The sequence below is a fragment of the Streptomyces sp. NPDC001532 genome (assembly GCF_040298625.1).
GTDB lineage: Bacteria > Actinomycetota > Actinomycetes > Streptomycetales > Streptomycetaceae > Streptomyces.
In genome coordinates, this window is record NZ_JBEPAL010000026.1 from 99,016 (window position 1) to 122,783 (window position 23,768).

The 23,768-nt window shown below is 72.1% G+C and carries 26 protein-coding genes; 5 read left to right on the forward strand and 21 right to left on the reverse strand.

The genetic code is table 11. From position 1 onward, the window contains the following. Window positions 1–18 precede the first annotated feature (18 nt). From ABT232_RS23485 to ABT232_RS23495, 3 genes are read right to left on the reverse strand one after another with little or no spacing between them, the layout of a single operon-like run. Complete coding sequence (locus ABT232_RS23485; protein ID WP_351842987.1) at window positions 19–1,161, reverse strand: acyl-CoA dehydrogenase family protein; 1,143 nt, start codon at window positions 1,159–1,161, stop codon at window positions 19–21. Between the two features lie 39 nt (window positions 1,162–1,200). Then, window positions 1,201–2,226, reverse strand: coding sequence for an LLM class F420-dependent oxidoreductase (locus tag ABT232_RS23490; RefSeq protein WP_351842988.1), 1,026 nt, complete (start codon window positions 2,224–2,226; stop codon window positions 1,201–1,203). Then, complete coding sequence (locus ABT232_RS23495) at window positions 2,226–3,434, reverse strand: CaiB/BaiF CoA transferase family protein (protein WP_450872095.1); 1,209 nt, start codon at window positions 3,432–3,434, stop codon at window positions 2,226–2,228. The genes ABT232_RS23490 and ABT232_RS23495 overlap by 1 nt, the downstream gene beginning before the upstream one ends. Window positions 3,435–3,642: 208 nt before the next feature. On the opposite strand from ABT232_RS23495, the gene ABT232_RS23500 reads away from it, so the two are divergent. Beyond that, window positions 3,643–4,335 carry a TetR/AcrR family transcriptional regulator gene (locus ABT232_RS23500; RefSeq protein ID WP_351842990.1) on the forward strand — a complete coding sequence of 231 codons (693 nt, stop codon included), beginning with the start codon at window positions 3,643–3,645 and terminating at the stop codon, window positions 4,333–4,335. A gap of 494 nt (window positions 4,336–4,829) precedes the next feature. On the opposite strand, the gene ABT232_RS23505 is transcribed toward ABT232_RS23500, so the two are convergent. Then, window positions 4,830–5,261 carry a nuclear transport factor 2 family protein gene (locus ABT232_RS23505; protein ID WP_351842992.1) on the reverse strand — a complete coding sequence of 144 codons (432 nt, stop codon included), beginning with the start codon at window positions 5,259–5,261 and terminating at the stop codon, window positions 4,830–4,832. 95 nt (window positions 5,262–5,356) lie between these two features. Here ABT232_RS23505 and ABT232_RS23510 point away from each other — a divergent pair, with 95 nt between their 5' ends. From ABT232_RS23510 to ABT232_RS23520, 3 genes are all read left to right on the forward strand, one after another. Continuing rightward, entirely contained in the window at window positions 5,357–5,932 is a 576-nt protein-coding gene (locus ABT232_RS23510; protein WP_351842994.1) for a PadR family transcriptional regulator, read from the forward strand. 95 nt (window positions 5,933–6,027) lie between these two features. Beyond that, entirely contained in the window at window positions 6,028–7,086 is a 1,059-nt protein-coding gene (locus ABT232_RS23515; RefSeq protein ID WP_351842996.1) for a right-handed parallel beta-helix repeat-containing protein, read from the forward strand. A gap of 49 nt (window positions 7,087–7,135) precedes the next feature. Then, a complete protein-coding gene (locus ABT232_RS23520; RefSeq protein WP_351842998.1) occupies window positions 7,136–8,179 on the forward strand; it encodes a methyltransferase in 1,044 nt (347 codons plus the stop codon). Between the two features lie 74 nt (window positions 8,180–8,253). Here ABT232_RS23520 and ABT232_RS23525 read toward each other — a convergent pair whose 3' ends face one another. From ABT232_RS23525 to ABT232_RS23595, 15 genes are all read right to left on the reverse strand, one after another. Further along, window positions 8,254–8,586 carry a TcmI family type II polyketide cyclase gene (locus ABT232_RS23525; RefSeq protein WP_351843000.1) on the reverse strand — a complete coding sequence of 111 codons (333 nt, stop codon included), beginning with the start codon at window positions 8,584–8,586 and terminating at the stop codon, window positions 8,254–8,256. A 20-nt stretch (window positions 8,587–8,606) separates the two neighbouring features. Then, complete coding sequence (locus ABT232_RS23530; RefSeq protein WP_351843002.1) at window positions 8,607–9,086, reverse strand: SRPBCC family protein; 480 nt, start codon at window positions 9,084–9,086, stop codon at window positions 8,607–8,609. Window position 9,087: 1 nt separating this feature from the next. Next, window positions 9,088–9,345, reverse strand: coding sequence for an acyl carrier protein (locus ABT232_RS23535; RefSeq protein ID WP_351843004.1), 258 nt, complete (start codon window positions 9,343–9,345; stop codon window positions 9,088–9,090). Between the two features lie 27 nt (window positions 9,346–9,372). Next, window positions 9,373–10,626: a ketosynthase chain-length factor gene (locus tag ABT232_RS23540; protein WP_351843005.1), complete on the reverse strand. Its 1,254-nt coding sequence runs from the start codon at window positions 10,624–10,626 to the stop codon at window positions 9,373–9,375. Beyond that, window positions 10,623–11,891 carry a beta-ketoacyl-[acyl-carrier-protein] synthase family protein gene (locus ABT232_RS23545; RefSeq protein WP_351843035.1) on the reverse strand — a complete coding sequence of 423 codons (1,269 nt, stop codon included), beginning with the start codon at window positions 11,889–11,891 and terminating at the stop codon, window positions 10,623–10,625. Before ABT232_RS23545 ends, ABT232_RS23540 begins: the two co-directional genes overlap by 4 nt. Further along, window positions 11,891–12,343, reverse strand: a complete 453-nt coding sequence (locus ABT232_RS23550) for a cupin domain-containing protein (protein ID WP_450872096.1) — start codon at window positions 12,341–12,343, stop codon at window positions 11,891–11,893. Before ABT232_RS23550 ends, ABT232_RS23545 begins: the two co-directional genes overlap by 1 nt. Window positions 12,344–12,408: 65 nt before the next feature. After that, a complete protein-coding gene (locus tag ABT232_RS23555; protein WP_351843007.1) occupies window positions 12,409–13,569 on the reverse strand; it encodes a SchA/CurD-like domain-containing protein in 1,161 nt (386 codons plus the stop codon). A 167-nt stretch (window positions 13,570–13,736) separates the two neighbouring features. Next, window positions 13,737–14,444, reverse strand: coding sequence for a class F sortase (locus ABT232_RS23560; protein WP_351843008.1), 708 nt, complete (start codon window positions 14,442–14,444; stop codon window positions 13,737–13,739). A gap of 116 nt (window positions 14,445–14,560) precedes the next feature. Then, complete coding sequence (locus ABT232_RS23565) at window positions 14,561–15,274, reverse strand: hypothetical protein (RefSeq protein ID WP_351843010.1); 714 nt, start codon at window positions 15,272–15,274, stop codon at window positions 14,561–14,563. A gap of 363 nt (window positions 15,275–15,637) precedes the next feature. After that, window positions 15,638–17,299: an FAD-dependent oxidoreductase gene (locus tag ABT232_RS23570; protein ID WP_351843039.1), complete on the reverse strand. Its 1,662-nt coding sequence runs from the start codon at window positions 17,297–17,299 to the stop codon at window positions 15,638–15,640. Window positions 17,300–17,605: 306 nt separating this feature from the next. Beyond that, window positions 17,606–17,821 (reverse strand): hypothetical protein, encoded by a 216-nt coding sequence (locus tag ABT232_RS23575; protein WP_351843012.1) that lies wholly within the window; start codon window positions 17,819–17,821, stop codon window positions 17,606–17,608. A gap of 52 nt (window positions 17,822–17,873) precedes the next feature. Next, the gene (gene tpg / locus ABT232_RS23580; protein WP_351843014.1) at window positions 17,874–18,431 is read right to left on the reverse strand and encodes a telomere-protecting terminal protein Tpg; all 558 of its coding nucleotides are present in this window, start codon (window positions 18,429–18,431) and stop codon (window positions 17,874–17,876) included. Window positions 18,432–18,445: 14 nt separating this feature from the next. Further along, complete coding sequence (gene tap / locus ABT232_RS23585; RefSeq protein ID WP_351843016.1) at window positions 18,446–20,674, reverse strand: telomere-associated protein Tap; 2,229 nt, start codon at window positions 20,672–20,674, stop codon at window positions 18,446–18,448. A 16-nt stretch (window positions 20,675–20,690) separates the two neighbouring features. Next, on the reverse strand, window positions 20,691–21,077 hold the full coding sequence (locus ABT232_RS23590) for a hypothetical protein (protein WP_351843018.1): 387 nt from the start codon (window positions 21,075–21,077) through the stop codon (window positions 20,691–20,693). A 100-nt stretch (window positions 21,078–21,177) separates the two neighbouring features. Continuing rightward, on the reverse strand, window positions 21,178–21,921 hold the full coding sequence (locus tag ABT232_RS23595) for an SOS response-associated peptidase (RefSeq protein WP_351843020.1): 744 nt from the start codon (window positions 21,919–21,921) through the stop codon (window positions 21,178–21,180). Window positions 21,922–22,010: 89 nt separating this feature from the next. Between ABT232_RS23595 and ABT232_RS23600 the strand changes: the two genes are divergently transcribed. Next, window positions 22,011–22,484, forward strand: a complete 474-nt coding sequence (locus tag ABT232_RS23600) for a hypothetical protein (RefSeq protein WP_351843021.1) — start codon at window positions 22,011–22,013, stop codon at window positions 22,482–22,484. 3 nt (window positions 22,485–22,487) lie between these two features. Here ABT232_RS23600 and ABT232_RS23605 read toward each other — a convergent pair whose 3' ends face one another. Beyond that, the gene (locus ABT232_RS23605; RefSeq protein WP_351843023.1) at window positions 22,488–23,150 is read right to left on the reverse strand and encodes a lysophospholipid acyltransferase family protein; all 663 of its coding nucleotides are present in this window, start codon (window positions 23,148–23,150) and stop codon (window positions 22,488–22,490) included. Window positions 23,151–23,285: 135 nt separating this feature from the next. Next, window positions 23,286–23,768: DUF8189 domain-containing protein (locus ABT232_RS23610; RefSeq protein ID WP_502975457.1), on the reverse strand; the 483-nt coding region annotated here is incomplete at its 5' end.

Sequence of the window (23,768 nt, forward strand, 5' to 3'; positions counted from 1 at the left end):
GTGCGGGGGCGGGGGCGCTCAACCGAGCAGGGAGCGGCCGATGATCTCCTTCATGATCTCGGTGGTCCCGCCGTAGATCGTCTGGATGCGTCCGTCGACGAAGGCCTTGGCGACCCGGTACTCCGTCATGTAGCCGTAGCCTCCGTGCAGTTGGAGACAGCGGTCGGCGACCCGCTTCTCCAGTTCGGTCGCCCACCACTTGGCCATCGAGGCGTGCACGGCGTCGAGTTCGCCGCGGCTGTGCTCGGCGATGCAGCGGTCCATGAAGCTGCGGGTGACGGCCGCCTCGGTGGCCATCTCGGCGATCTCGAAGCGCACGTGCTGGAGCTTGGCCAGCGGCCGGCCGAAGGCTTCGCGCTCCTTCACGTAGCGCGTCGTCAGGTCCAGTACGGCCTCGGTGGCGGCGGCGGCGCCGACGGCGATGGCCAGCCGCTCCTGGGCGAGGTTGGCCATCAGGTAGGTGAACGCCCGGTTCTCCTCGCCGAGCAGGTTCTCCTTCGGCACGCGCACGTCGTGGAAGAACAGCTCGGCGGTGTCCTGCGCCTTCTGCCCGATCTTGTCGAGGTTGCGGCCGCGCTCGAAGCCCGCCATGCCGCGCTCCACGACCAGCAGGCTCTGGCCGGCGCTGCCGCCCTCGGGGGTGGTGCGGGCGACGACGATCACCAGGTCGGCGAGGACGCCGTTGGAGATGAAGGTCTTGGCGCCGTTGAGCAGGTAGTGGTCGCCCTGGTCGACGGCGGTGGTGCGGATGCCCTGGAGGTCGGAGCCCGCGCCCGGTTCGGTCATGGCGATGGCCGTGACGATGTCACCCGTGGTGTAGCCGGGCAGCCAGCGCTGTTTCTGTTCGTCGGTGGTGAGCCGGGTGAGGTAGGGGCCGACGATGTCGTTGTGCAGGCTGAGCGCGAGCCCGGAGGCGCCGGCGCGGGCGAACTCCTCGATGAGGACGGCGCTGTAGCGGTAGTCGTCGCTGCCTCCGCCGCCGTACTCCTCGGGCACGGCGAGCCCGAGCAGGCCCTGCCGGCCCGCCGACCGCCACACCTCGCGGTCGACGACTCCGTCCTTCTCCCACTGCTCGTGGTGCGGGGCCACCTCCTTGGTGAGGAAGGTGCGCACGGTCTCGCGGAAGGCTTCGTGCTCGGGGCCGTAGAGGTCACGCTTCATGTCGTCTCCGGGTGGGTGGGATGCGGGGCGGCGGGTTGTTCACAGCCAGCCTTTGACGCGTTCGACGAGCCGGGCCGGATCCGGGCCGGCGGGCGTGATGTTGAGCATGGTCACGCCCGACTCCCGGAAGGCCTCGACGCGGTCGCGCACATAGCCCTCCGGTCCGGCCAGGCAGACCAGTTCGCACAGCCCCGCCGGGACGGCGGCCTCCGCCTGTCTCTTCCGGCCGGCCAGGTAGTGCTCCTGGACGGCGGCGGCCTCGGCCTCGTAGCCGTAGGAGCAGACGAGGTCGTAGTAGAAGTTGCGGCCGGGCGCGCCCATGCCGCCGACGTAGAGCGCGATGGTGGGCCGCATCAGGTCGCGGACCGCCTCGGCGTCCTCGCCGATCGCGAGCAGCCCGCCCGCCACGACGGACAGCGGTCCGAGTGCCGGGTCGCGCAGCGCCGCGCCTTCCGCCAGGGCCTTGCCCCACACCTTGTCCGCGTGCTCCGGCGCGTAGAGGAACGGCAGCCAGCCGTCGGCCAGTTGGGCGGTCATCCGGACGTTGGCCGGGCCGAGCGCGGCGACGTAGACGGGGATGGTGTCGCGGACCGGGTGGGTGAGCAGTTTCAGCGGTTTGCCGAGGGTGCCACCCTTCTCCGGGGGCAGCGGCAGGTCGGTGATGCCGTGGTGCTCGATCACTTCGCGGCGCCAGATGCGCCGGGCCAGTTCGATGGCCTCGCGGGTCCGGCCGAGGGGCTTGTCGTAGCGGCGGCCGTGCCAGCCCTCGACGACCTGCGGTCCGGAGGCGCCGATGCCCAGCAGGGCGCGTCCGCCGGTGAGGGCGTCCAGTCCGGCGGCGGTCTGGGCGAGCAGTGCGGGAGTGCGGGAGTAGACGTTGAGGATGGCGGAGCCGATCTTCATCCGGTCCGTGCGGGCGGCGAGATATCCCATGATCGTCGGCGAGTCGAAGCCGTAGGCCTCGGCCACCCAGACGGCGTCGAGCCCGGCCTGTTCCAGTGCGGCGGCCCGGTCCGCGGCGGTGCGCGGATTGCCGGCGTAGGTGAGGGGCGTGGAGAGTTCCATCAGTCGGCGTCCTTCGCCGCCCCGGCCGGGGCGGACTTCGCGGCGGTGAGTTCGGGGACCGCCCAGTCGCGGGCCACTTCCTCGGTGTGGGCTCCGGGCTCGGCGGGGGGCAGGCGGAGCGCGCCGGGGGTTTCGGAGAAGCGGGGAGCGACGGCGGGCTGGGTGAGACCGTGCGCCTCGGTGAAGGTGCCGCGCCCGGCCAGATGCGGATGGCCGGCCGCCTCGTGCAGCGACAGCACGGGCGCCACGCAGGCGTCGGTGCCCTCGAAGAGAGCCGTCCAGGCCTCGCGGCTCGCCGTCCGGAAGCGTGCCGCGAACCTGGCGCGCAGCTCCGGCCAGTCGCGCGGGTCGTCCCGGTCCGGCAGTTCCTCGCCCGGCACACCGAGAACCCGGACGAACTCGCGGTAGAACTGCGGCTCCAGCGCGCCCACGGCCATCCAGCCGCCGTCCGCGGTCTCGTAGACGGTGTAGTAGGGGCAGCCTCCGTCGAGCAGATTGCGGCCCCGCTCGGCACGCCATCCCCCGGCGGCGAGCATGCCCCGGACGACGGTGGTGAGGTGCGCGGTGCCGTCGACGATCGCGGCGTCCACCACCTGTCCGCGGCCGGAGGCGCGGGCCGTGAGCAGCGCGGCGAGCACGCCGGCCACCAGGTAGAGGGAACCGCCCGCGTAGTCGCCGAGCAGGTTGAGGGGGACGACGGGCGGGCCGTCGGCGGGGCCGATCAGTCCGAGGGCGCCCGCGGTGGCGATGTAGCCGATGTCGTGTCCCGCCCGCGGCGCCAGCGGTCCGTGCTGGCCCCAGCCGGTCATCCGGCCGTACACCAGCGCCGGGTTGACGGCGAGGCAGTCCCCCGGTCCCACCCCGAGGCGTTCGGCGACGCCGGGTCGGTAGCCCTCGACGAGGACTTCGGCGCGCGCGGCGAGTGCCCGCACGGTGCCGGGTCCCCCTGGCGTCTTCAGGTCGACGAGGACGGACCGCTTGTTGCGGTTGGCCAGGTCCTGCGCGGGGGCGATACCGACCGGGGACGGGCTGGGCCGGTCGACGCGGACGACGTCCGCGCCCAGGTCGGCGAGGAGCATCGCGGCGAAGGGGGCGGGGCCGATGCCCGCCAGCTCCACCACGCGCACTCCGGCCAGCGGACCGGCGCGGTCGCCGGCCGTGGTCGTCGGGCGGGGGCCGGCCGCCGGGGCATCACTCGTCGGGCTCATCGGGTCCTCTCCGCAAGGGGATCGGGTACTTACTGAGCGTTCGCTAAGACCGTAGGAGCGCAACACGAGATGGTCAACGCCTGTGACGGAGCTGTTTATTGACGATCCGCTCGACAGCCACTGAGCGATCGATAAGCGACCAACCGGTGCGTGAACCGCCGTGGAGGACCTACGATGTCCCCGTCGTCCAGCCGTCGGAGGAGAGCCGTTGAGCACCGAACCGAGCCGCGTCACCGCCGCTCCCGCACCACACTGGCGCTCGTACGGCCCGCTCGACCTGCACCCGATCCTGCTGCACGCCATGGAGGCGTTCAACGAGCACGGCTACCACGGCACTTCGGTGCGGGACATAGCCGGCCGGGTCGGCGTCACCGTGCCCGCCCTCTACTACCACTACGAGAACAAGCAGGCCCTGCTCACCACACTCCTGGAGACGTCCATGAAGGACGTCCTGGACCGCTGCCGGGCCGCCGCCGCCGAGGCCGGCGAGGAACCGCTGCCCCGCTTCTGCGGCATGGTGGAGTCGATCGTGCTCTACATGGCCAACCGCAAGGGCCTGGCCTTCCTCGACACCGAGATCCGCAGCCTGGAACCCGAGAACCGCGCCCGGTACGTGGCTCTGCGCGACTACCTGCAGCACATGCTGCTCGACACCGTCCAGGCCGGGATCCGCGAAGGAGCCTTCACCACACCCATCCCGGCCGACGCCGTGCGGGCGGTCCTCATCATGTGCCAGGGCGTGGCCAACTGGTACCGGGCCGAGGGTCCGCTGACCGCCGAGGAGGTCGCCGAGCGCCATGTCCTGCTCAGCCTCGGCACGGTGGGGTACTCCGGCCCCCTCGACGCCGGCGACCGCCCACGCGTCGCGCGTACCGGCCGCAGGGCGCGCGGCGGGAACTGAGCCCACCGCCGACGGACACCTTCCGCCCTGGCAACCGCTCCTGGGCCACCCAGGTGAACCGGGCGACACGTCACCCGTCTGCCGCTCGTTGCGGTGGCCGGCCGCCGCGGCGGTGCGTACTGTCGAGGTGTCGGGCAGCCTGAGCAGCGGCGCTGCCCGTCAAGCGCCGGAGGTGTAACCGTCGCACAGTCCCCTTCCAGGGGGCAGGACCACGTTCAAGTCGTGGCCGGCGCTCCGCACGAAGGCCCCCACCCGTCGGTGGGGGCCTTCGTCGTGTCCCGGTCCGAGCAGGCCCCTCTGGGCGGCCCTGGCGGTTGATCTCGAGCATCGGACAGTCGCCGTCGTCCTTGAAGTCGAGCCCGGTGAAGCGGGAGCGCGGGAGCGCCCGGGTTCCGGTTCCTCCGGACAGCCCGCGGCGGTGAGGCCGCGCCGCCGCGGTGTCCCTCCTGGCCGGTCCACCGCGTCGCCCGCCACGGCGCGCGGCGGCGCGTGTCCTACCGATCGGCCGAGGTCGGTACGAGGCCGTCCGCGGCCAGCCCGGCGAGCACGGCTTCGCCGAGGGCGTGGACGGCGGACTGCGGCCGGACCATGACCGTGAACTCCTTGATCCGCCCTTCGTCGTCGAAGTGCAGCAGGTCTACGCCGTGGATCTCCTTGCCGCCGGCCGTGGCGCGGAACAGCAGGATCTCGGACGGCGCCGAGGTGCCGTCGGCGCTGGTCTGCGCCTCGCCCGCGTACTGGCCGATGTAGCGGAAGTCCTCGAACGTGCGCAGCAGGACGCCGAAGAGGCCCATCACCATCGGCTTGCCCTCGAACGGGGTGAACTTCACCGGGCTGTAGAGGCGGATGTCGTCGGTGAAGAGGTCGTCGAGAGCGGCGAGGTCGCGGTGGTCGACGGCGGCGCGGAAACGGTCTGCGGTGGTCATGCTGCCCAGCCTCCATAGTCATGAATATGAGTAGTCATTTTCATGACTATCATGGGTGGTGCACACGCCGACAGGGGCAGGAGGGAAGCGGTCCGATGGCACTACGGCACGCCGTGCTGGCGGCCCTGCTCGACGGCGAGCTCAGCGGCTACCAGCTGGCGAAGGCGTTCGACCTGGGCGTGGCGAACTTCTGGCACGCCCAGCCGCAGCAGCTCTACGCGGAGCTGAGCCGGCTGGAGAAGGAGGGGTTCGTCGCCGGCCGGGAGGTCGTGCAGGAGAGCCGCCCCAACAAGCGTCTGTTCCATGTGACCGACGCCGGCCTCGCGGAGCTGGAGCGCTTCGCGTCCGCCTCCGCCAAGCCGTCCGCCATCCGCGACGACCTCCTGGTCAAGGTGCAGGCCGTCGACCATGTCGACACCCGGGCCCTGATCGACCAGCTCACCGCACGAGCCGCCTTCGCCCGGGCCAGGATCGAGCTGTTCGAGGAACTGCTGCACACCATGCGCGGCGACCGCGCGGAGGAGGACTTCCTGCGCCACGGCCGCCGCATCGGCCCCTATCTGACCTGCACCCGGGGCCTCGCCTTCGAACGGGGCAACCTCGACTGGTGCGAGCGCACCGTCGAGATCCTGCGGGCCAGGGAGCGGGATCGCGCCCGTCCGCGGGACTGACCGCGAGCGGTCCGGCCTGCCCTGCGGGCGTGGGACACGCCGTCGGATGGCGCATCCGGCACGTCCGCGACCCATCTGGTCATACCGTGCGGAATATGACGAAATGCCATATCGCGTATCTGGCGTGCACCGCCGCGCTGATGGGGGTGGGGCTCGGCGCGGCTCCGCCGATCGCCGTGCCCGAGACCCACCTGGTCTTCCCGGGGGAATCCATCCAGGAGGCCGTGGACGCCGCGAAGCCCGGCGACACCGTGCTCGTGACCACCGGCACCTACCACCAGAGTGTCAAGGTGACGACGTCCGGGCTGAGCCTGCGGGGCATGGGCCGCGACACCGTGATCAGGCCGAGCGCGGACAAGGCGGCCGACGCCTGTGCCGCGAGCGGCAACGGCATCTGTGTGGAGGGGACCAAGGACCGCGCCGTCCGGGACGTCACCGTCGCCTCCCTGACGGTGACCGGCTTCGCCAAGTCCGGGGTGTCCGCGGTCTCGACGGACGGGCTGACCGTGCACGACGTGACGGCGGTGAAGAACGGCGTGTGGGGTATCGCCCAGGAGCGTTCGATCCGCAGCGTGCTGCGCAAGAACACGGCCCGGGACAACGGTGACGCGGGCCTGTTCCTCGCCAACACGATCAGCGCCGAGGAAGGCGCCCTGGACACCCGGGGCACCGTGGTGGAGAAGAACCGGCTGGAGGGCAACCGGATCGGCGTCACCGTCCGCCGGCTGCGCAACCTGACCGTCTCCGGCAACCACGCGACCGGCAACTGCGCGGGTGTGTTCCTCGTCGGTGACGAGAACAAGCCGCGGGCCGGCGCCCTCACCGTGCGCGACAACCACATCGTGCGCAACAACAAGTCCTGCCCGGCGACCGCCCGCCTGGACGCCATCCAGGGCTCCGGCATCGTCCTGACCGGCACCGAGGACACCCTGATCACGCGGAACGTGGTCCGCGACCACGCCGGCGAGTCGCCGATGTCGGGCGGCATCGTCCTGTTCAAGAGCATCGTCGGCGCCTCCGGCGAGCGGAACCGGATCAGCGACAACACGCTGGGGAACAACGCCCCGGCCGACCTCGTCGACGTGGACAGCGGTGTGAGCAACACCTTCGAAGGCAACACCTGCCAGGCGTCTCGGCCCGCGGGCCTGTGCTGAGCCGCCCGGCGGACCGTCCGCACCACCCTGCAAGGAAGGAAGGCGGCACATGACGACCGCAGAGACCGCCCCTGCGCCGCCCATGCGGCTGAGGGAGCTCGTGTTCGGGGCGGCGTGTGCCGCCGCCCTCCGCGCGGCCGCCCGGCTGGGGGTGGCCGACGCGCTCGGCGCCACCCCGATGGCCGTGGAGGACCTCGCGTCCGCGGTGAAGACCGAGCCCCAGCCACTGCGTCGGCTGCTGCGGGCCCTCTCCTGCTACGGCGTCTTCGCCGAGCAGCAGGACGGGACGTTCGCGCACACCGACATGTCCCGGCTGCTGCGCGAGGACGACCCGCACAGCCTGCGCTACATCACCCTGTGGTGCACCGAGCCGTGGACCTGGGACGCGTGGCCCAAGCTGGACGAGGCGGTGCGCACCGGCCGCAACGTCGTGGAGGACCTGTACGGCAAGGAGTTCTTCACCTACCTCAACGAGGACGCCCCGGAGTCGGCCGACGTCTTCAACCGCGCCATGACGACCTCCAGCACGCAGTCCGCGCGGGAGGTCGCCGAGTTCCTCGATCTGTCGGGGAGCAAGTCGGTCGCCGACATCGGCGGCGGCCAGGGGCATGTGGTGGCGAGCCTGCTGGAGAAGTACCCGTCGCTGCACGGCACCCTGCTCGACCTGCCGCGCGTGGTGGAGAACGCCGATCCCCGGCTGCGTCCGGGAGGCGCGCTCGCGGACCGGGTCCGGATCGTGCCGGGCGACTGCCGCGTGGACATCCCCGTCCAGGCGGATGTGTACATCATCAAGAACATCCTGGAGTGGGACGACGACAGCACCGCCCGGGCACTGCGCAACGTCATCGCGGCGGGCGGCCCCGGAGCGCGGGTCGTGGTCATCGAGAACCTGGTCGACGACACCCCCTCGATGAGGTTCAGCACCGCCATGGACCTGCTGCTGCTGCTCAACGTCGGTGGGGCCAAGCACACCACCGAGAGCATGGTCGGCCGGCTCACCGCCGCGGGCCTGGACATCGACGACATGCGTCCGGTCAACGCCTATCTGCACGCGTTCGACTGCACCGTCCCGGGTGGCAGCGCCCGCCGGTGAGGCAGCGCCGTACGACGCCGGCCGCCGGGCACGCTCACCTCGCGTGTCCGGCGGCTGGCGTGGGGCTGGGCGGTTCAGCCGGTGGCGTCCCGGTCCCAGCGGTAGAAGCAGTGCGCCATCGCGTCCTTCGGCGACCGCCAGGTCTCGGGATCGTACGCGCTGACGTACGCCGAGAGGCGCTCGCTGATGTCCTTGAACTCGGGGTGCCCGACCATCTTGGCGATGGCGGGTCCCGGGTCCCGCTCGGACTCGATGAGGTGCAGGTACACATCACCGAACTGGAACAGACTGCGCCCGGTGACCCCGATGAGGTGCGGGAGTTCTCCGCTGTCCGACTCCGCGAACACCTTGGCGATGTCCTGCGCGGAGCCCGGGGCCATACGGGCGACGATCAGTGCCTGGTGCATCGTCCGGTTCTCCGTCCCGCTCAGTCGGTCAGGCTCGGCACGGGCTCGCGCTCCGCGGCGGCCTGCTCGATGCGGTCCCGGATCAGGGCCATCTGCACCTTGGAGTTCCGGTTGATGTTGTCCGTCATCCAGTCGTCGTCGACCGGCGCGTCGGGCTTCATCTCGAAGTCCTGCGTCCACGTCATCCGGGTGCCCTCGGGCACCTGCTTGTACTGCCAGCGGATGTTCATGTACGCGAAGGGCCCCGTCTCGACGCGGCGGGCCGTGACGGACAGCGTCTCGCGGTCGGCCTCCCGCTCCGAGACCCAGCTCCACACCTTGCCGTCCTGGTCGGGGTGCATGGTGAGCCGGAAGGTGGTCTTGTTCCCCTCCTGGGACAGGATGTCGACGGAGGCGTACTCGCTGAACAGCTGCGGCCAGCCCGCCACGTCGTTGGTCATGTCCCAGACGAGGTCGACCGGTGCGGCGATGACGATCTCGTTCTGCGTGTGGCCGGCCATCTCAGGCCCCCGCCAGCAGCGCGCTGTTGACGAGGTCCAGGAACTGGCGCGGGGTCTTGGAGCGCTCCGCGTCGGGCGGCATCGGCGTGCCGTAACGGTTCTCCAGCTCGCCGACGATACCGAGCAGCCCCAGCGAGTCGACGCCGAAGGAGTCGAAGCCGGAATCCTGCTGCTGCTGGAGCTCCGGCGCGGGGACGGTGACTCCGGCGGCCTTCTTCATGAGCTCGGCCAGCTCTTCCACGGTGATTCGGTCACTCATGCGTTTTCTCCTTTGCTCCGCGACGTCTCACTGCGAGGCGTCGGTGGTGCCGTGCCGAAGCACCAGCGCCGAGTTCGACCCCATGAGGCCCCGGCTGAGGACCAGCGCCGTGCGCACCTCGGCGACCCGCGCCGCGCCCGTCACCAGGTCGAGGTCATGGCAGATGTCGAAGACATTGGGGGTGGGTGGGACACAGCCCTGCTCCATGGCGAGAACGGCCGCCGCGGCGTCCAGCACCGGCGCGGCGCAGTAGCCCCGGCCGATGCCGGTCTTCGGCGCCGTGACGGGCACCCGACGGCCGTGCGCGCCGAGGACGTCGGCGATGGCCAGCGCCTCGGCACGGTCGGCGTCGGGGACGCCGAGGGCGTCCGCGAAGACCACGTCGATCTCCTCGGGGGCGCAGCCGGCCTCGTCCAGGGCGCCCCGGACGGCCTGGGCCAGCCCCTCGCGGGACTGCTCCCAGCGGGAGGCGCCGGTGAACGTCGACGCGTGCCCCGCGACGAAGGCCCGCACCTGCGCGCCCCGCTCCCGGGCCGATTCCTCGTCCTCGACCACGAGCATGGCGCCGCCCTCGGCCGGCACGAAACCGCAAGCCGCCGAGGTGAACGGGCGGTAGGCGCGGGACGGGTCGTCGACGGTGCTCAGCTCCTGGTAACCGAGCTGGCAGACCACCGAGTAGGGAGCCAGCGGCGCCTCCGTCGACCCGGCCACGATCACCTCGGTGCCGCGCCGCACGGCCCGCGCCGCGTGTGCCAGGGCGTCCAGGCCCCCGGCCTCGTCGGCGGCGACCACGCCGCACGGCCCCTTGAAGCCGCGGCGGATGGAGATCTGGCCGGTGCTGGCCGCGTAGAACCAGGCGATGGACTGGTACGGCCCGACGAAGCGGCTGCCCTTGCCCCACAGTTGCTGGAGCTCGCGCTGGCCGAACTCGCCGCCGCCGGAGCCGGCCGCGGTCACCACGCCGACGGAGAACGGAGAACCGTCGGTGTCGGACCGGGGCAGGCGGGCGTCGTCGAGGGCGAGGTCGGCGGCGGCCATCGCGAAGTGCGTGAACCGGTCCGTCTGGACGAGGAAGCGCTCCTCGATCGCCGCCGACGGGTCGAACTCCCGGATCTCACCGGCGATCCGCAGCGGCAGGTCCTCGCACCCGTCCCGGGTGACGCGGTCCAGGACGCTGATGCCCTCCTTGGTGGACTTCCAGAAGGTCTCGGTGGTGGTTCCGTTGGGCGCGACCACTCCGATACCGGTGACGGCCGCGCGCCGCCGATGTGGTTCGCTCATCGTGTCTTCTCCCTCGGCCGGTTCAGGACCACCGCGGACTGGAAGCCGCCGAACCCGCTGCCCACGGAGAGCACGCTGTTCAGCCGTCGCTCACGGGCGACGCGCGGCACGTAGTCCAGGTCGCACTCGGGGTCCGGGGTCTCGTAGTTCGCGGTGGGCGGTACGACCTGGTGGGCGAGGGCCAGCACACAGGCGACGACCTCGATCGATCCGATCGCGCCGAGGGAGTGACCCACCATGGACTTGATGGAGCTCATGGGTGTGTCGTAGGCGTGCTGTCCCAGGGCCCGCTTGACCGCGGCCGTCTCATGGCGGTCGTTCTGCTGGGTGCCCGACCCGTGCGCGTTGACGTAGTCGATGTCGGTGCCGTCGAGCCGGGCGTGGTCGAGTGCCAGCTCGATGGCCCGCGCCATCTCCAGGCCCTCGCTGGTCAGACCGGTCATGTGGTAGGCGTTGCCGAAGGTGGCGTAGCCGCCGACCTCGCAGTACACGCGCGCCCCACGGGCCCGGGCGTGTTCCAGCTCCTCCAGGACGAGCACGGCACCGCCCTCACCCATGACGAACCCGTTGCGGTCGGCGTCGAAGGGGCGCGACGCGTGGGCCGGGTCGTCGTTGTTCGGGGAGGTCGCCTTGATCGCGTCGAAGCACGCCATCGTGATCGGCGAGATCGGCGAGTCCGAGGCGCCGACGATGCACACGTCGGCCCGGCCCTCCTCGATGGTGTGGAAGGCGTACCCGATCGAGTCGAGCCCGGAGGTGCAGCCGGTGGAGACGGTCTGCACCGGTCCGCACGCCCCGAACCGCTCCGCCACCGTGGAGGCGAGGGTGCTGGGCGAAAAGGCGCGGTGCAGGTTCGGCTCCGCCTCCCGGTGGTCCACGTCCCAGCGCTTGCCGCCATGGCTGACCAGGACGTAGTCGTGCTCCAGCCGGGTGGTGCCGCCGACCGCGGTGCCCAGGGAGACCCCGACCCGCCAAGGGTTCTCCTTGGCGAGGTCGAGTCCGGAGTCGCGTACCGCTTCCTCGCCGGCGACCAGGGCGAACTGGATGTACCGGTCGCAGCGTTCGGCCTCCGCGGGATCCAGGCCGTGGGCCGCCGGGTCGAAGTCGCATTCGGCGGCGATCCGGGAGCGCAGCCCGGACGGGTCGAAGAAGGTGATGCCCCGCGTCGCGGTACGGCCCTGGGACAGCAGCTCCCAGAAGGCCGGTACGCCGATACCGCCCGGGGCGACAATGCCTATACCGGTGACCGCCACGCGCCGGGTCATCATGACCGGACCTGCGTACGCTCGGCCGCCGGCACGCCGCCCACGTTCATCTCCGCGCCGACGGGAAGGCCGTCGGTCTCCTCGGTGTCGACATGGCCGAGGGGCGGGCTGGGCGCCAGCGGGCCCAGGTGGAAGACGATGCGGGCCTCCACGTTGCCGACGTTGCGGAAGCGGTGCCGCATGTAGGCGGGGATCATCAGCCCCTGCTCGGGCTGCAGCGGGTGGGGTTCGCCGTCCAGGTCCACCTCCAGCTGCCCGCACACCACATAGATGAACTCCTCGGAGTACGGGTGGTAGTGCTCACCGATGCGGTCGCCGGGCTGCACGATGGCCACGCCCATGAAGCCGCTGGTGGAGCCGACCGTGGCGGGAGTGAGCATGGCGCGCAGGTCGCCACCGCGCCTGGTGTTGGGCTCTACCTCGCTCAGATGCACGATTCTGGGATTGATCACGACTTTCCTCCGGATCAGGCGCCGTGTCGACACGGCGGCTCGGCCGCTGCAGCCAGGGCGTGGGCTCAGGCTTCTTCGGGTGCGCGGCGGTCGGTGACGAGTTCCATACGGGCGAGTGTGAGAAGGCGGGCGGGGTCGCCGTCCTTCAGCGCGGCGGCATCGACGCCGAGGGCTTCGGCGTCGAGGAGCGCCGTGAGTTCGGCGGCCTGGGCGCGGTCGCTGAGACCGAGCACCGCGCCGGGGTCGGCGTCGAGCCCGCCGTGCACGTCGATCAGCCGCATCACGACGTCCTCGCTCTGGAAGATGGTGCTGCGCAGCACCGGGCCCTTCGGGTCGTCCGCCGCCGCCTCGTCGTGCCGGGCGAGGAGTTCCGCCAGCCGCATGGCGCACCCTTCGCGGGCCGGGTAGTACAGGGCGTGGCGCACCGCGTCCGGGGTCTCCTGGCCCGCCGTCACATGGTGTACGGCGGGCAGGGCGGCCCGGGTGAAGAAGGCGCGGGCGGACGCCGGGTCGTCGAGGTCGCGCTGCTGCTCGAGGTGAGGGTTGATGGCCTCCTCGACGGCGCGCACCTCGGGCTGCCGGGCGACGTGGCGCAGCGCCGCGAGCAGGTCGCCGCGCACCTCGACGGCCCGCACCACGCGGTTGCCGTGCATGAACAGGGAGGTGCGGCACAGGCGGGTGGTGTCGTCGACCCGCGGCTCCGGCGAGGCGTAGCCGGCGAGGATCTTGGCGACGGCCTCCTCGCTGCCGGGCTTGACGGTGAAGGTGAGCGCGTGGCGGATGACGCCGTCACCGATGCGCGGCGACGCCTGGAGCCGGCGCTGTCCGGCGTTCGGCTCCGCTGCGGGGCCGCCGGTCTCGCGGACCACGTGGAAGCGCAGCGACCTGGTGTCGCGGACGCAGTCGTGCAGCGGTGCCACCATCCGCACGTGCTCCTCGCTGTTCACCCAGGTGAGGAACGGCGGGGCGCTCTCCCACTCACTGGTGATGAGCCACTGCGAGGGGTTCTCGATGGACTGGCACAGCTGGTCGCTGACGTGCCCGGGGACGGACGCGACCTGGTTGCACAGCTGCTCGTAGGCCTCCAGGAACTGCTGCTGTGCGCCGTCGTAGACGTCCACCAGCAGGACGACACGGAGCCTGGAGCCGTCGAACACGGACTGGGAGACACGTTGCGAGATCTGTCGTGTCAGCGATCCCGAAACACGTTCGGACGTGGTGGTCATCCTGCGCACATCTCCTTCGGCGAGGGCGGGGTGTGGTTCGGTCACGGTGAGTCGACGTCAGCGTTCCTCGATCCTGTGCCCGACCTGTGAAGAGCGCGACTCGTATGAACTACGCGGGTGACCGGCCGCGCAGCGGGTTGTGCGGAGCGAAGGACGAGGGCGTCCCCTCAGACGAGGTGGGCGAAGACGACGAGGTTCTCCGTGTAGTCCCGTACCTTGCGGTCGTACTCACCCGCACAGGTGATGAGCCGGACCTCGGGCCTGGAGGAGTCGCCGTACACCCGTTCGTCGGGGAAGTCGTCCTTCTCGAACGTCTCCACGTCGTCGACCTCGAACGACGCCTTGCGTCCGTCGGCTCGTCTGACGTGGAAGACGTCGCCCTCCTCCAGTTCGCCGAGGCCCACGAAGACGGCGGGGGACGTCGCCGTGTCGACGTGTCCGGCGATCACCGACGTACCGATCTCCCCCGGGGAGGGTCCCTTGGCGTACCAGCCGACGAGGTTGGTGTCGGCCGCGGGCGGGGGCTCCAGTTGCCCCGAGGGGCCGATGGCGAGGTCCGTGAAGGGCGCGTCGACCGAGATCTTCGGGATGAGCAGCCGCACGGGCTTCGATCTCGGAAGACGCTTCGTCGGCGGCCGTCCTGCGGACGGGGCCGATGTGTCGGCGGGCTGCGCCGACCCGCCCTCCGACGACGCCGAGGCGCCGGCCGAAGCGGCCTGCGGCGCCCGGGAGCCGGGCGTCGTGTCCTGGCCGCCGACGAGACTCATGACCAGAACCAGAGCGGCGACGGCGCACATCACCATCGCGCCGGAGCGGGACCCCTGCTCGGGCGCGTCCAGTTCGTCGTCAGCGGGAGTAGGCGGACCAGCTGCCATCGGAAACCACCTCACTAGGGCACGGCAGCAAAGCGGACGGGGTACCGGGCGGGCCGACCGGGGCCGCCACGCGGCTCGCGCGTGGCGGCCGCGGCGGCTATCGCGTCCGGCATGGATCAGACCGCGCTTCCGGCCGTCTTCCTACGGCGCACCGCGTACAGACCGGTTCCGGCGACCGCCAGGACGGCGAGCCCGCCCGCGGTCATGTTCGGAGCGGACAGGGCGCCGCCACCGGTGTGCATACCGCCGCGGGGCTTGTCGTGGTCGCTGCCCCAGGACTCCTTGGTCCCGCTGTCCTTGCTGTAGCCGGACTCGTGCTCGCTGTCCTTGCTGTAGCCCGAACCGTGCTCGCTCTCCTTCGAGGAGCCCGAGTCCTTGCTCCAGTCGCCCTCGTTGATCAGGGCCAGCGCACCGCCACCGGTGTGCACGCCACCACGCGGGGACTCGTAGGAGTCCTTCTCGTGCTCCTTGCCGTAGTCCTCCTCGTCCTTGTTGTAGTCCTCGTCCTTGTTGTAGTCCTCGTCCTTGTTGTAGTCCTCGTCCTTGTTGTAGTCCTCCTCGTCCTTGTTGTAGTCCTCGTCCTTGTTGTAGTCCTCGTCCTTGCTGTTCTCCGAGCCGTTCTCCTTGTCGTGCTCGGAGCCGTTCTCCTTGCCGTGCTCGGAGCCGTTCTCCTTGCCGTTCTCGGAGCCGTTCTCCTTGCTCTCCTCCTGGCTGTAGGAGGAGTCCTCGTGGTCCGAGCCGACCGCGTGGGCGCCGGTGGCACCGAGGGCGCCGAGGGCGAGGGCAGCGGAAGCCGCCCCGGTGGCGAGAAGCATGCGAGCAGAGCGCATCAGACATTCCTTCCGTCGACGGCCGAGCAGCTACCTCTTGGTCAGCTGGCTTGACTCGGCCCCGACGTGGTCAACCGTCAGCCAGTCCGGCGCCCGCCGCTACTCAGGACGATCAGTCGGGTGAACGGACCCGCCACTCGTGGGAACCGGCTCCGCCGTCCCGTCAATTCCGGCGGCCCTTCCCGGAACTGAGGTCACGTCCGGCTTTGCGTCCAGGCGCTCGTGACGGCCCCTCACGGGCCGTCTGACGACATGACACCGGCCGGCCCGTCGCGGGGGCGACGAGACCGGCCGGCTGCCGTCTCACGGACGGCTCTGGGGTGCTGCTCGGGCGGCTGGGGCGGGGACCGCGCCGCGGGGAGGTCAGGCGGCCGCCAGGACCGCGGTCAGCACCTGGCGCAGTACCGCTTCGGCGTCGGGCACCGAGCCAGGCGACCGCCAGGCGACGAACCCGTCGGGGCGCACCAGGACGGCGCCTGCCGGGGTCGTGCCGTGCACGGCGGCCCAGTCCGCGTCGTCCGCGGGCGTCAGGTCGGCCTCGGGTCCGGCGCCCACCCGGTAGGAGGTCAGCGGCACGGACATCTCCTCGGCGAGACGGACGGCTGCCTTGTGCCACCCGCTCGGGTCCGAGGCGTCGCTGAGCAGCACCAGCGAGCGCTCGTAGAGGTCGAGGGACGACACCCGCTGACCCTGGCGCCGCAGCCACAAGTGCGGTGCTCTGGTGCCAGGTTGACCCGTCAGGTCCAGGCTCTCCGGGACGACCGGGCTCGCGGGGTCGGTGCCGACCACGGCGCCGTGCGGGTAGCGGTAGCCGAGGGCGACGTTGAGGATGCCGCGCTGGGGGCCGCCGCCACCGCCGGCGCCGGGGGGCGGGGCGAAACCGGGGTGGCTGTGCTCGACCGAGCGGGCGGCGGCCCGGGCACTGGTCGCCTCCGCCACCGGGCGGCGCTCGGCGTCGTACGTGTCCAGCAGGCCCTCGCCCGCCCAGCCGCCGAGGACGGCGGCCAGCTTCCAGGCGAGGTTGTGGGCGTCCTGGATACCGGTGTTGGAGCCGAAGGCGCCGGTCGGGGACATCTCGTGCGCCGAGTCGCCGGCGAGGAAGACCCGGCCGGAGCGGTAGCTGCGGGCGACGCGCTGCGCGGCGTGCCAGGGTGCCCTGCCGGTGATCTCCACGTCGATGTCCATGTTCCCGACCGCGCGGCGGATGTGCTCGACGCACCGCTCGTCGGTGAACTCCTCCAGCGTCTCGCCGTGTTCCGGGTGCCAGGGGGCGTGGAAGACCCAGTTCTCGCGGTTGTCGACGGGCAGCAGCGCACCGTCCGCTTCCGGGTCGGTCAGGTAGCAGACGATGAAGCGGCGGTCGCCCACCACGTCGGCGAGGCGACGGGAGCGGAAGGTGACGCTGATGTTGTGGAACAGGTCGCCGGGGCCGCTCTGGCCGATGCCGAGCTGCTCCCGGACGGGGCTGCGGGGGCCGTCGGCGGCGACGAGGTAGTCGGCGCGGATGGTGGTGTGCTCGCCCGTCTCCCGGCTCTTCACCACGGCGGTGACACCGTCGGGGTCGGGGTCGAACGACATCATCTCGGTGGCGTAGCGCAGATCGCCGCCGAGCCCCGCGGCGTGGTCGAGCAGCACCGGCTCGAGGTCGTTCTGGCTGCACAGACACCATGAGCTGGGGCTGAAGCGGGCCAGGCCGCCGCCGGGGTCGATGTCCCGGAACAGCCACTCGCCCTCGTCGCCGACCAGGCTCGGGGTCTGCAGGATGCCGTGGTTGTCGGCCAGCGTGGCGGCGGCCTGCCGGATCCCCGGCTCGGCGCCGGCCACCCGGAACAGCTCCATCGTGCGGACGTTGTTGCCTCGGCCGCGGGGGTGGATCGAGGTGCCCGCGTGCCGCTCCACGAGGATGTGCGGCACCCCCAGTCGTCCGAGGAACAGCGAGGTCGACAGGCCGACCAGGGAACCGCCGACGATGAGTACCGGGACCTTGTGGGTCGTGGGGTCGGCCTGATCGGCCCTTGGGTTCATCATTCGCCTCCAGCACGTGATGTCACAGCTCGGCCGGAAACGGCCGGGGATCGTCATGCATGCCCCGCACGACGGACACCGGCTCAGGCTTCACCCACTTAACCCGTCTGATTCGCCGTGTCGGCCGGACGGACCGGCGGCGCGCGGGGGACGGGTGGGTGGGTGGGGACGGGAGGCGGAGGGCGGAGGGCGGAGGGCGGGAGGCAGTCGGCGGGAGGCAGTCGTCGGGTCAGCGGTCAGCGGTCAGCGGTCAGCGGGTCAGCGGGTCAGCGGGTCAGCGGGTCAGCGGGTCAGCGGGTCAGCGGGTCAGTGTTCCCAGACGCCCGGGCCGCCGCCCCGCCACTCGATCAGCCCGGACCCGCGCACCCACGCCTCGTCCACGTCCTCCAGGCCCGCCCGGCGAAGGAACTCGGTGATGTCCCCGAGGCCGTAGGCGCGGCCCAGGATCTCGCCGTCGACGCGCACGCGGCGCCCGCCCTCCTCGTCGGGCGGGTAGACGACGACGGGACGATCGGCAGCCATGCCACCAGGGTGCGGTCCGCGCTTCCTTCTCGCATGCGGACGGTGCCGGCCTCTACAGGTCGAACTCCAGATGTTCGACATCGGTCAGCTCCACTTCCAGACCGTGCGCGCGACGGCCGCTGTCGCGGAAGTAGACCTCGCCCAGGGCCTCGGCGACCGCCTGCCGCAGCTGGTCCTCGGTGGCGCCCCGCTCCCGCGCCTCGAAGAGGCGGGCGGCGTGCCGGGGCGGCAGGGCGAGGGTCAGATGGCGCAGTCGGGCGTCGTCGGTGCTGCCCGGCGCCGCGGTGAAACCGAACCGTGCACGGGTGTCGATCATGATGCCGTCGGTGGTCGCCGCGGCCCGCTTCGCCCGCGCGCGGACCTGCGGCTGCCACCGCCGGCGGACCTCGCTCTCCAGCCGGCCGGCGAGATCCTTCCGGGGACGCCTGATCTCGTCCTTGACGTACCGCTCGACGGTCCGCTGGGTGATGCCGAGCAGCTGGGCGACCCGCTTGGTGCTGCCCTGGTGCTGCCTGACCAGGTAGCGCATCCGGGCACCCGCGGACTTCGGGATCGGGCGGGTGAACGCGCCCTGCACCGCCTTGTCGAGTCCTTCCCCGACCGCGACCATCGGCCCCTCCCCCTCTACTCTCCGGTGTCCTTGGCGGTGACCTCACCGGTCTTGACGTACCGGGCGAGGTTGAGGAGCCGGCCGTGCCGCTCGCGCACTTCCTCCGCCCACAGCGTGGTCTGCGTGCCCTCGTGCTTGACCATCCCCGGGGACACGCCGAGCCGGAAACTGCCGGGCACCGTCCTGCCGTCCACGTCGTAGGGCAGCACGTGCAGCGGTGACGGTCCGTCGGCGGCGTACACGGCGCAGTCCGAGAGGACCGCCACCGGGTAGCGGCCGGTGGCGGCGGCCAGGCTGACCATCTTGCGGTGCATGTTGATCCGGGCCCGCGAGATCACCGCGGCCCGGATGTCGGGCCGCCAGGTGGGACGAGCGAGCGCCGGCCACGACTGGCCGGGCCGCCAGCCGCCACCGCGCGCCTTCTCCCGCAGCTTCCCGATGCCGCCCTTCGTGGTCATCTTGACGGCGTTCAGGACGATCGCCAGCTCCGGGTCGCGCTGCTTGTGGCCGTCCATCGCCGCGAGGAACTCCTCCGGCGACAGCTTCTCCCCCACGCCCAGGTCCGCCATGGTGTCGACGTACGCGTTCCGCAGCCGCTTGTACCAGCCGTCCAGGAACTTGCCCTTCTCCGCGCGCACCCAGGCCTCGACCGGGGCGACGGAGTAGCCGAGCTCCACCGCGTACGCCACCGTGGGCGTCGCGTACCAGGCCGGGCCCTCGGGGCGTTCACCGGTCGGGGTGAACGGGCTGGGCAGCAGGTCGCCGTCGAGCCGGTGCCACTGCTTGCCGACGACGACGCGGGAGAGGTCGACGTGCGAGAGGTCGACCAGCCACGCTCCCGGCACCGCCGGATCGAACTCGGGGTTCGTGACGTGCACGGGCGGCGAGGCCAGGCCGACGACCGCGCCGTTGGCCGCCGCGCCGAACGCGAGGTTGACGTCGATGCCGACCAGGTAGCGCCTCATGCACTCGTCGTCGGTCAGCTCCCGCGCCCAGTCGTACGCCTCCTCGAACAGCATCTCGGCTGGGCCGCGCTGGTGGAACCGGGGCAGGCCCGCCAGCAGCGGATGGCCGTCGGGAGCCTCGCACGGCGCGCAGTCGAGGGGGTCGGTGCCGAGTGAGCCGGGCCGGTGCTCGGAGTGCCGCCGGCCGTTCGCGTCCGGCTCGCTCGCCTTCGTGGGCGGGTTGAGCGCGGTCATCAGCTCCAGGCCGGTGACGGCGGTCGATCCGACCGGTGTCATCACCCGCTGCGCGTAGGTGCCCAGCACCCGGGCCAGTTCCGCCGGCGGCAACTGCGCGGCATGCCCCCAGGCGCGGTCGTCGAGGGCGTTCCAGGACGGGACGCACAGCTGTACGCACCGGCGCCGTCCGCCCTGGGCCGGCCGGTAGATCCGCGCCCACGGTCCGAAGCCCCGCCGGGTCAGCTGCCAGTCCGCGCGTTCGAGCTGCTTGAGGACCTTGTGGCCGTCGCCGAGCCGCCCGGCGAGCCGCTCCTGCTCCGACAGCGCCGCCGGGAGCCCGTACCGCTCCAGCGCGGCCCGTGTCAGGACGAGCAGCGGGTCGGCGTCCTTCCCGGACGCGTGCAGCCGGGCCGCCCCGAGCCGCGCCTCTTCAAGCGTCCACTCGATGAGCGCGGGCAGCGACTTGGCGGGTACGTCGAGGACCAGTCCGCCGACGCCGTAGCCGGTCACCTGCCGGTCGGCGTCCACGTCGACGACGAGCAGCGGGCCGTTCGCGTACTCCGCGCCGGGGGCCGACGTCCTGGCGGCGGGGGCCGACGTCCTGGCGGCGGGGCGGTGGCGGGTCGGTGAGGGGGTGCGGGTCGGTGAGGGGGTGCGGGGCCGGGTGGGGGTGGGCTCCGACGCGGGGGTGTCCGTCGCGGAGAGGTCCGTCGCGGGGATGTCCGTCGCGGGGATGTCCTGTGTGGGGGCGCCGGAGGGGGCGGGCGTTGCCGCGGGGGCGGGCCCGGGGGCGGGCGTGGGCGCGGGATAGCGCTCGGCAAGGCCCTCCAGGAGCCTGCGATACGCCTCGCGGCGCTCGCCCCTCGGCTCGGCGCGGCCCGCCTCCCACGCCTGGATGCTCGGCACCCGCACGCCGAGGGCCTGGGCGACGGCGGCCTCGGTCAGACCGGCCGCCTCGCGCAGCCTCACCCGCTCGTCCGGAGCGGGCAGCACGGTGCCGCCGTCCACCGCGGCGAGCAGCGAGTCGACCGCGGCGAACAGTCCGTCGGGCTGGTCCGTCATGTTCTGCACCGCTCTCCTACCGGACGCCTTGGCGGATCTCTTCGAGCCGGGTCATCAGCCGCTGATAGCGCTGTGAAGCGGCCTGAGAGGAGTTCAGGCCCTGGTGCCGGGCGATCTGCCGCCAGTCCATGCCGCGGCGCCGGGCCTCCATCACCACCTGGGCCTCCAGCCGGTCCAGGCCGACGCGCATCTCCTCGAACAGGCTGAGTGCCGCGCCGACGTCGTCGGCCGCCACGTCAGGGTGCCGGCCGTCGTCCCGCTGATGACGGTCGGCGGCCGTCAGCAACCGCCCCAGCAGTGCCGCGTCCTCCTCCAGACGACGCGCCGGCGCCCAGGGGGCGGTGGGGTCCGCGGCGAGGGCGGTGAGTCTGCCGCGGGCGGCGTCCTGAGCGTCAGAGGCCATACGGCCACCCTATCCCAGAGATCAACGGATCAATGGAACAACGTTCTGTTGACCGCCGCGTGCGGACCGGGCCCGGAGTGGCCCCGGAGCGGACACGGGGTCACAGGACGATCTCGTCGAGGAGCTGAGGGCCGTTGTTGCGGACGCTGTTCACGGCCGTCGAGACCGGCCGGGCGTCCAGACGGCCGTCGGCGGGCCGGGTGAGCAGCGCGCGCAGCTCGTCGGGGTCCTGGTGGTGTGGGTCGAGCCAGGCGTCGTAGTGATCAGGTGTCAGGGCGAGCGGCATCCGGGGGTGGACCCGGCCGGCCGCGTCGGTGGCCTCGGTGGTGAGGATGGTGCACGTCACCAGCCAGGCGGCCGGGTCGTCGTCCCGCCGCACCTGCGGGTCGCGCCAGTACTCGTACAGCCCGGCGAGCGCCATCACCTCGTCGTCCTCGGGGTGGATGAAGTACGGCTGCTTGCGTTGCTTGCCCGTGTCGGGGGCCTTGATCTGCTGCCACTCGTAGAACCCGTCGGCCGGCAGCAGACAGCGGCGCCGGACGAACGCGCGGCGGAAGGCGGGCTTGTCGTGGACGGTCTCGACCCGCGCGTTGATCAGCCGCGCGCCGATCTTCGGGTCCCGGGCCCAGGACGGCACCAGGCCCCATCGCAGCGGCCGCAGCTGCCGCTCCGTCGGCGCGGCGTCGTCGGCGCCGCGCGGCGGTCGCTCCAGCACGGCCCACACCTCGTCGGTCGGGGCGACGTTCCAGCTCGGTGCCAGCGTCTCCTCGGGGCGCCAGTCGGTGACCTGGAAGAGCCGCACCAGATCCTCGGGTCCGCGGGAGGCTGCGTATCGACCGCACATGCGGCCACTCTCCCACCGGTTCCACCGGCGGGAACGGGAAGACACGGTGCCGAGACCGCCCTTGACCTTGACCGCTCCGGGGGGTGGCGATGGATCAGCCGGTGTACGCGTCCGTGGGGTACTCCGCCGAGTGCCGGGACTGCGGCGACGAGACGGAGTGCCGGGGTGTCCAGGCGTTGACGGACGGCCGCTTGCGCTGGGACGTCGAGTCGGCCTGCTCCGCCTGCGGTTCCGCGGCGGCCGTGTGCGGTGGCGACCTGCCGGCCGAGCTGCGGGAGCGGATCCTCCTCGTGCACGGGCCCGCCACGCTGCGGATCGAGGGTCCTGCCGTCGACCGGGTCACCGTCATGCGGGTGCTGCGGGCCGAGCTCGGCCTGGACCTGGCGAGCGCCAAGGCGGTGCTGCGCCAGGTGCTGGACGGAGAACACTCCGGCACGCGGCCGGAGATGGAGCGGCCGGCTCGTGCGCTGCGGAGGTCCGGGGTCGCCGCGGTCGCCGCTCGCCTTCGTGCGGAGGGCGTGCGCGGCGACCAGGGGGCGTCGGCGAAGCGTGCGTCCGGGTGAGCCCTACGCCGCGAGAGCCGCGGGCTCGCCCAGGTGGGCCGCCGCGGTGCGCCACGCGGCCGTGACGGCCGTCCGGGCGTGCGCGGTGCGGGCGGCGCGGTCGCCGGTCAGTTCCAGCGGGGCTCCGACGTGGACGTGCAGTGCGGGGCGGCGCAGCGGTGCCGTGGCCAGGCCTGCCAGTTGCTTGACGGCGCTTCCCGAGGTGACCCGGCGCGCGCCGGCCTGCCCCACCGGGACGACGGGGGCGCCGGTCAGTTCGGTGAGCCGGGCCAGACCGCTGCGGAAGGTGCCGGGGGCCGCCTCGACGGCGTCCTTGCGGCGCGGCAGGCCGCCTTCCGCGTAGATGAGCACCAGCCGTCCGCGCTCCAGGGCGTCCGCCGCCGCGTCGAGTGCGGCGGCGGCACGCCGGTCGCCCCGGAAGACCGGGATGTGGCCCTCCTGGGCGAGCATCCGGCCGAGCAGCGGGATCCGCCACAGCCCCGCGGCCGCCATGATGACGGGCTCGGCACCCAGGTGGCGCAGGGCGGCGACGACGAGGGCGGGGTCCGCGAGGGAGGTGTGGTTCGCGGCGACGATGCTGCCGGGCGCGAACCGCGCAGCGGGGTGGGCGGTCACCGAGAGGCGGCCGACAGTGGGCACCAGCACCTCGGCGATACGGCTGAGCATGAGCGATCTCCCGTCCGGACGATGTGTCGGGCTCCATCGTGTTCGGCGGGCGCGGCTGCCGCCTGAGTCGCCGTACTCATCTTTCGCCGCTCCCGTACGCAGGTCGGCGGCGTGCACCTCCCTCCCCCTTCGCCCTCACATCAGCAGCGCGTCCGCCGCACCCGACGCCGTCTCGGTGCCGGGGTCGGCGAGGTGGCCTTCCATGTCGGCCCAGTCCGGGTGCCAGGCGAATCCCTCGTCGGCGCCGTGCTGCCAGGTGTGGGTGACCCGGCCACCCGGATCACGACCGAACACCGACAGCGTGTGGTGCGGATTGAGGACGACGGACGGATCGTCGGAGAGCCGCCCACCGAGGCCGGCCCAGTCCGACCACGGACCGCCGGTGCCGGTCTGCCAGCGATGCGTCAGACTGCCGTCGGCCGCACGGGCGAAGAGCACCATGCCACCATCACGCCCCACCAACACCGTCGGCCGCCCTTGCACCGCGCCCCCCATGTCCACCCAGCCCGGATGCCACGCATGACCCTCCTCCGCCCCGCGCTGCCACGTGTGCGTCACCCGGCCACCCAGGTCACGGGCGAACACCGACAACGCGTTGTTCGGGCTGAGCACCACCGC

What these genes read in the sequence shown, in the direction of transcription:
- ABT232_RS23485 (WP_351842987.1), bottom strand. Translation starts at nt 1,161, where the DNA reads ATGAAGCGTGACCTCTACGGCCCCGAGCACGAAGCCTTCCGCGAGACC.
- ABT232_RS23490 (WP_351842988.1), bottom strand. Translation starts at nt 2,226, where the DNA reads ATGGAACTCTCCACGCCCCTCACCTACGCCGGCAATCCGCGCACCGCC.
- ABT232_RS23495 (WP_450872095.1), bottom strand. Translation starts at nt 3,434, where the DNA reads ATGAGCCCGACGAGTGATGCCCCGGCGGCCGGCCCCCGCCCGACGACC.
- ABT232_RS23505 (WP_351842992.1), bottom strand. Translation starts at nt 5,261, where the DNA reads ATGACCACCGCAGACCGTTTCCGCGCCGCCGTCGACCACCGCGACCTC.
- ABT232_RS23510 (WP_351842994.1), top strand. Translation starts at nt 5,357, where the DNA reads ATGGCACTACGGCACGCCGTGCTGGCGGCCCTGCTCGACGGCGAGCTC.
- ABT232_RS23515 (WP_351842996.1), top strand. Translation starts at nt 6,028, where the DNA reads ATGACGAAATGCCATATCGCGTATCTGGCGTGCACCGCCGCGCTGATG.
- ABT232_RS23520 (WP_351842998.1), top strand. Translation starts at nt 7,136, where the DNA reads ATGACGACCGCAGAGACCGCCCCTGCGCCGCCCATGCGGCTGAGGGAG.
- ABT232_RS23525 (WP_351843000.1), bottom strand. Translation starts at nt 8,586, where the DNA reads ATGCACCAGGCACTGATCGTCGCCCGTATGGCCCCGGGCTCCGCGCAG.
- ABT232_RS23530 (WP_351843002.1), bottom strand. Translation starts at nt 9,086, where the DNA reads ATGGCCGGCCACACGCAGAACGAGATCGTCATCGCCGCACCGGTCGAC.
- ABT232_RS23535 (WP_351843004.1), bottom strand. Translation starts at nt 9,345, where the DNA reads ATGAGTGACCGAATCACCGTGGAAGAGCTGGCCGAGCTCATGAAGAAG.
- ABT232_RS23540 (WP_351843005.1), bottom strand. Translation starts at nt 10,626, where the DNA reads ATGAGCGAACCACATCGGCGGCGCGCGGCCGTCACCGGTATCGGAGTG.
- ABT232_RS23545 (WP_351843035.1), bottom strand. Translation starts at nt 11,891, where the DNA reads ATGACCCGGCGCGTGGCGGTCACCGGTATAGGCATTGTCGCCCCGGGC.
- ABT232_RS23555 (WP_351843007.1), bottom strand. Translation starts at nt 13,569, where the DNA reads ATGACCACCACGTCCGAACGTGTTTCGGGATCGCTGACACGACAGATC.
- ABT232_RS23560 (WP_351843008.1), bottom strand. Translation starts at nt 14,444, where the DNA reads ATGGCAGCTGGTCCGCCTACTCCCGCTGACGACGAACTGGACGCGCCC.
- ABT232_RS23565 (WP_351843010.1), bottom strand. Translation starts at nt 15,274, where the DNA reads ATGCGCTCTGCTCGCATGCTTCTCGCCACCGGGGCGGCTTCCGCTGCC.
- ABT232_RS23570 (WP_351843039.1), bottom strand. Translation starts at nt 17,299, where the DNA reads ATGAACCCAAGGGCCGATCAGGCCGACCCCACGACCCACAAGGTCCCG.
- ABT232_RS23575 (WP_351843012.1), bottom strand. Translation starts at nt 17,821, where the DNA reads ATGGCTGCCGATCGTCCCGTCGTCGTCTACCCGCCCGACGAGGAGGGC.
- tpg (WP_351843014.1), bottom strand. Translation starts at nt 18,431, where the DNA reads ATGGTCGCGGTCGGGGAAGGACTCGACAAGGCGGTGCAGGGCGCGTTC.
- tap (WP_351843016.1), bottom strand. Translation starts at nt 20,674, where the DNA reads ATGACGGACCAGCCCGACGGACTGTTCGCCGCGGTCGACTCGCTGCTC.
- ABT232_RS23590 (WP_351843018.1), bottom strand. Translation starts at nt 21,077, where the DNA reads ATGGCCTCTGACGCTCAGGACGCCGCCCGCGGCAGACTCACCGCCCTC.
- ABT232_RS23595 (WP_351843020.1), bottom strand. Translation starts at nt 21,921, where the DNA reads ATGTGCGGTCGATACGCAGCCTCCCGCGGACCCGAGGATCTGGTGCGG.
- ABT232_RS23600 (WP_351843021.1), top strand. Translation starts at nt 22,011, where the DNA reads ATGGATCAGCCGGTGTACGCGTCCGTGGGGTACTCCGCCGAGTGCCGG.
- ABT232_RS23605 (WP_351843023.1), bottom strand. Translation starts at nt 23,150, where the DNA reads ATGCTCAGCCGTATCGCCGAGGTGCTGGTGCCCACTGTCGGCCGCCTC.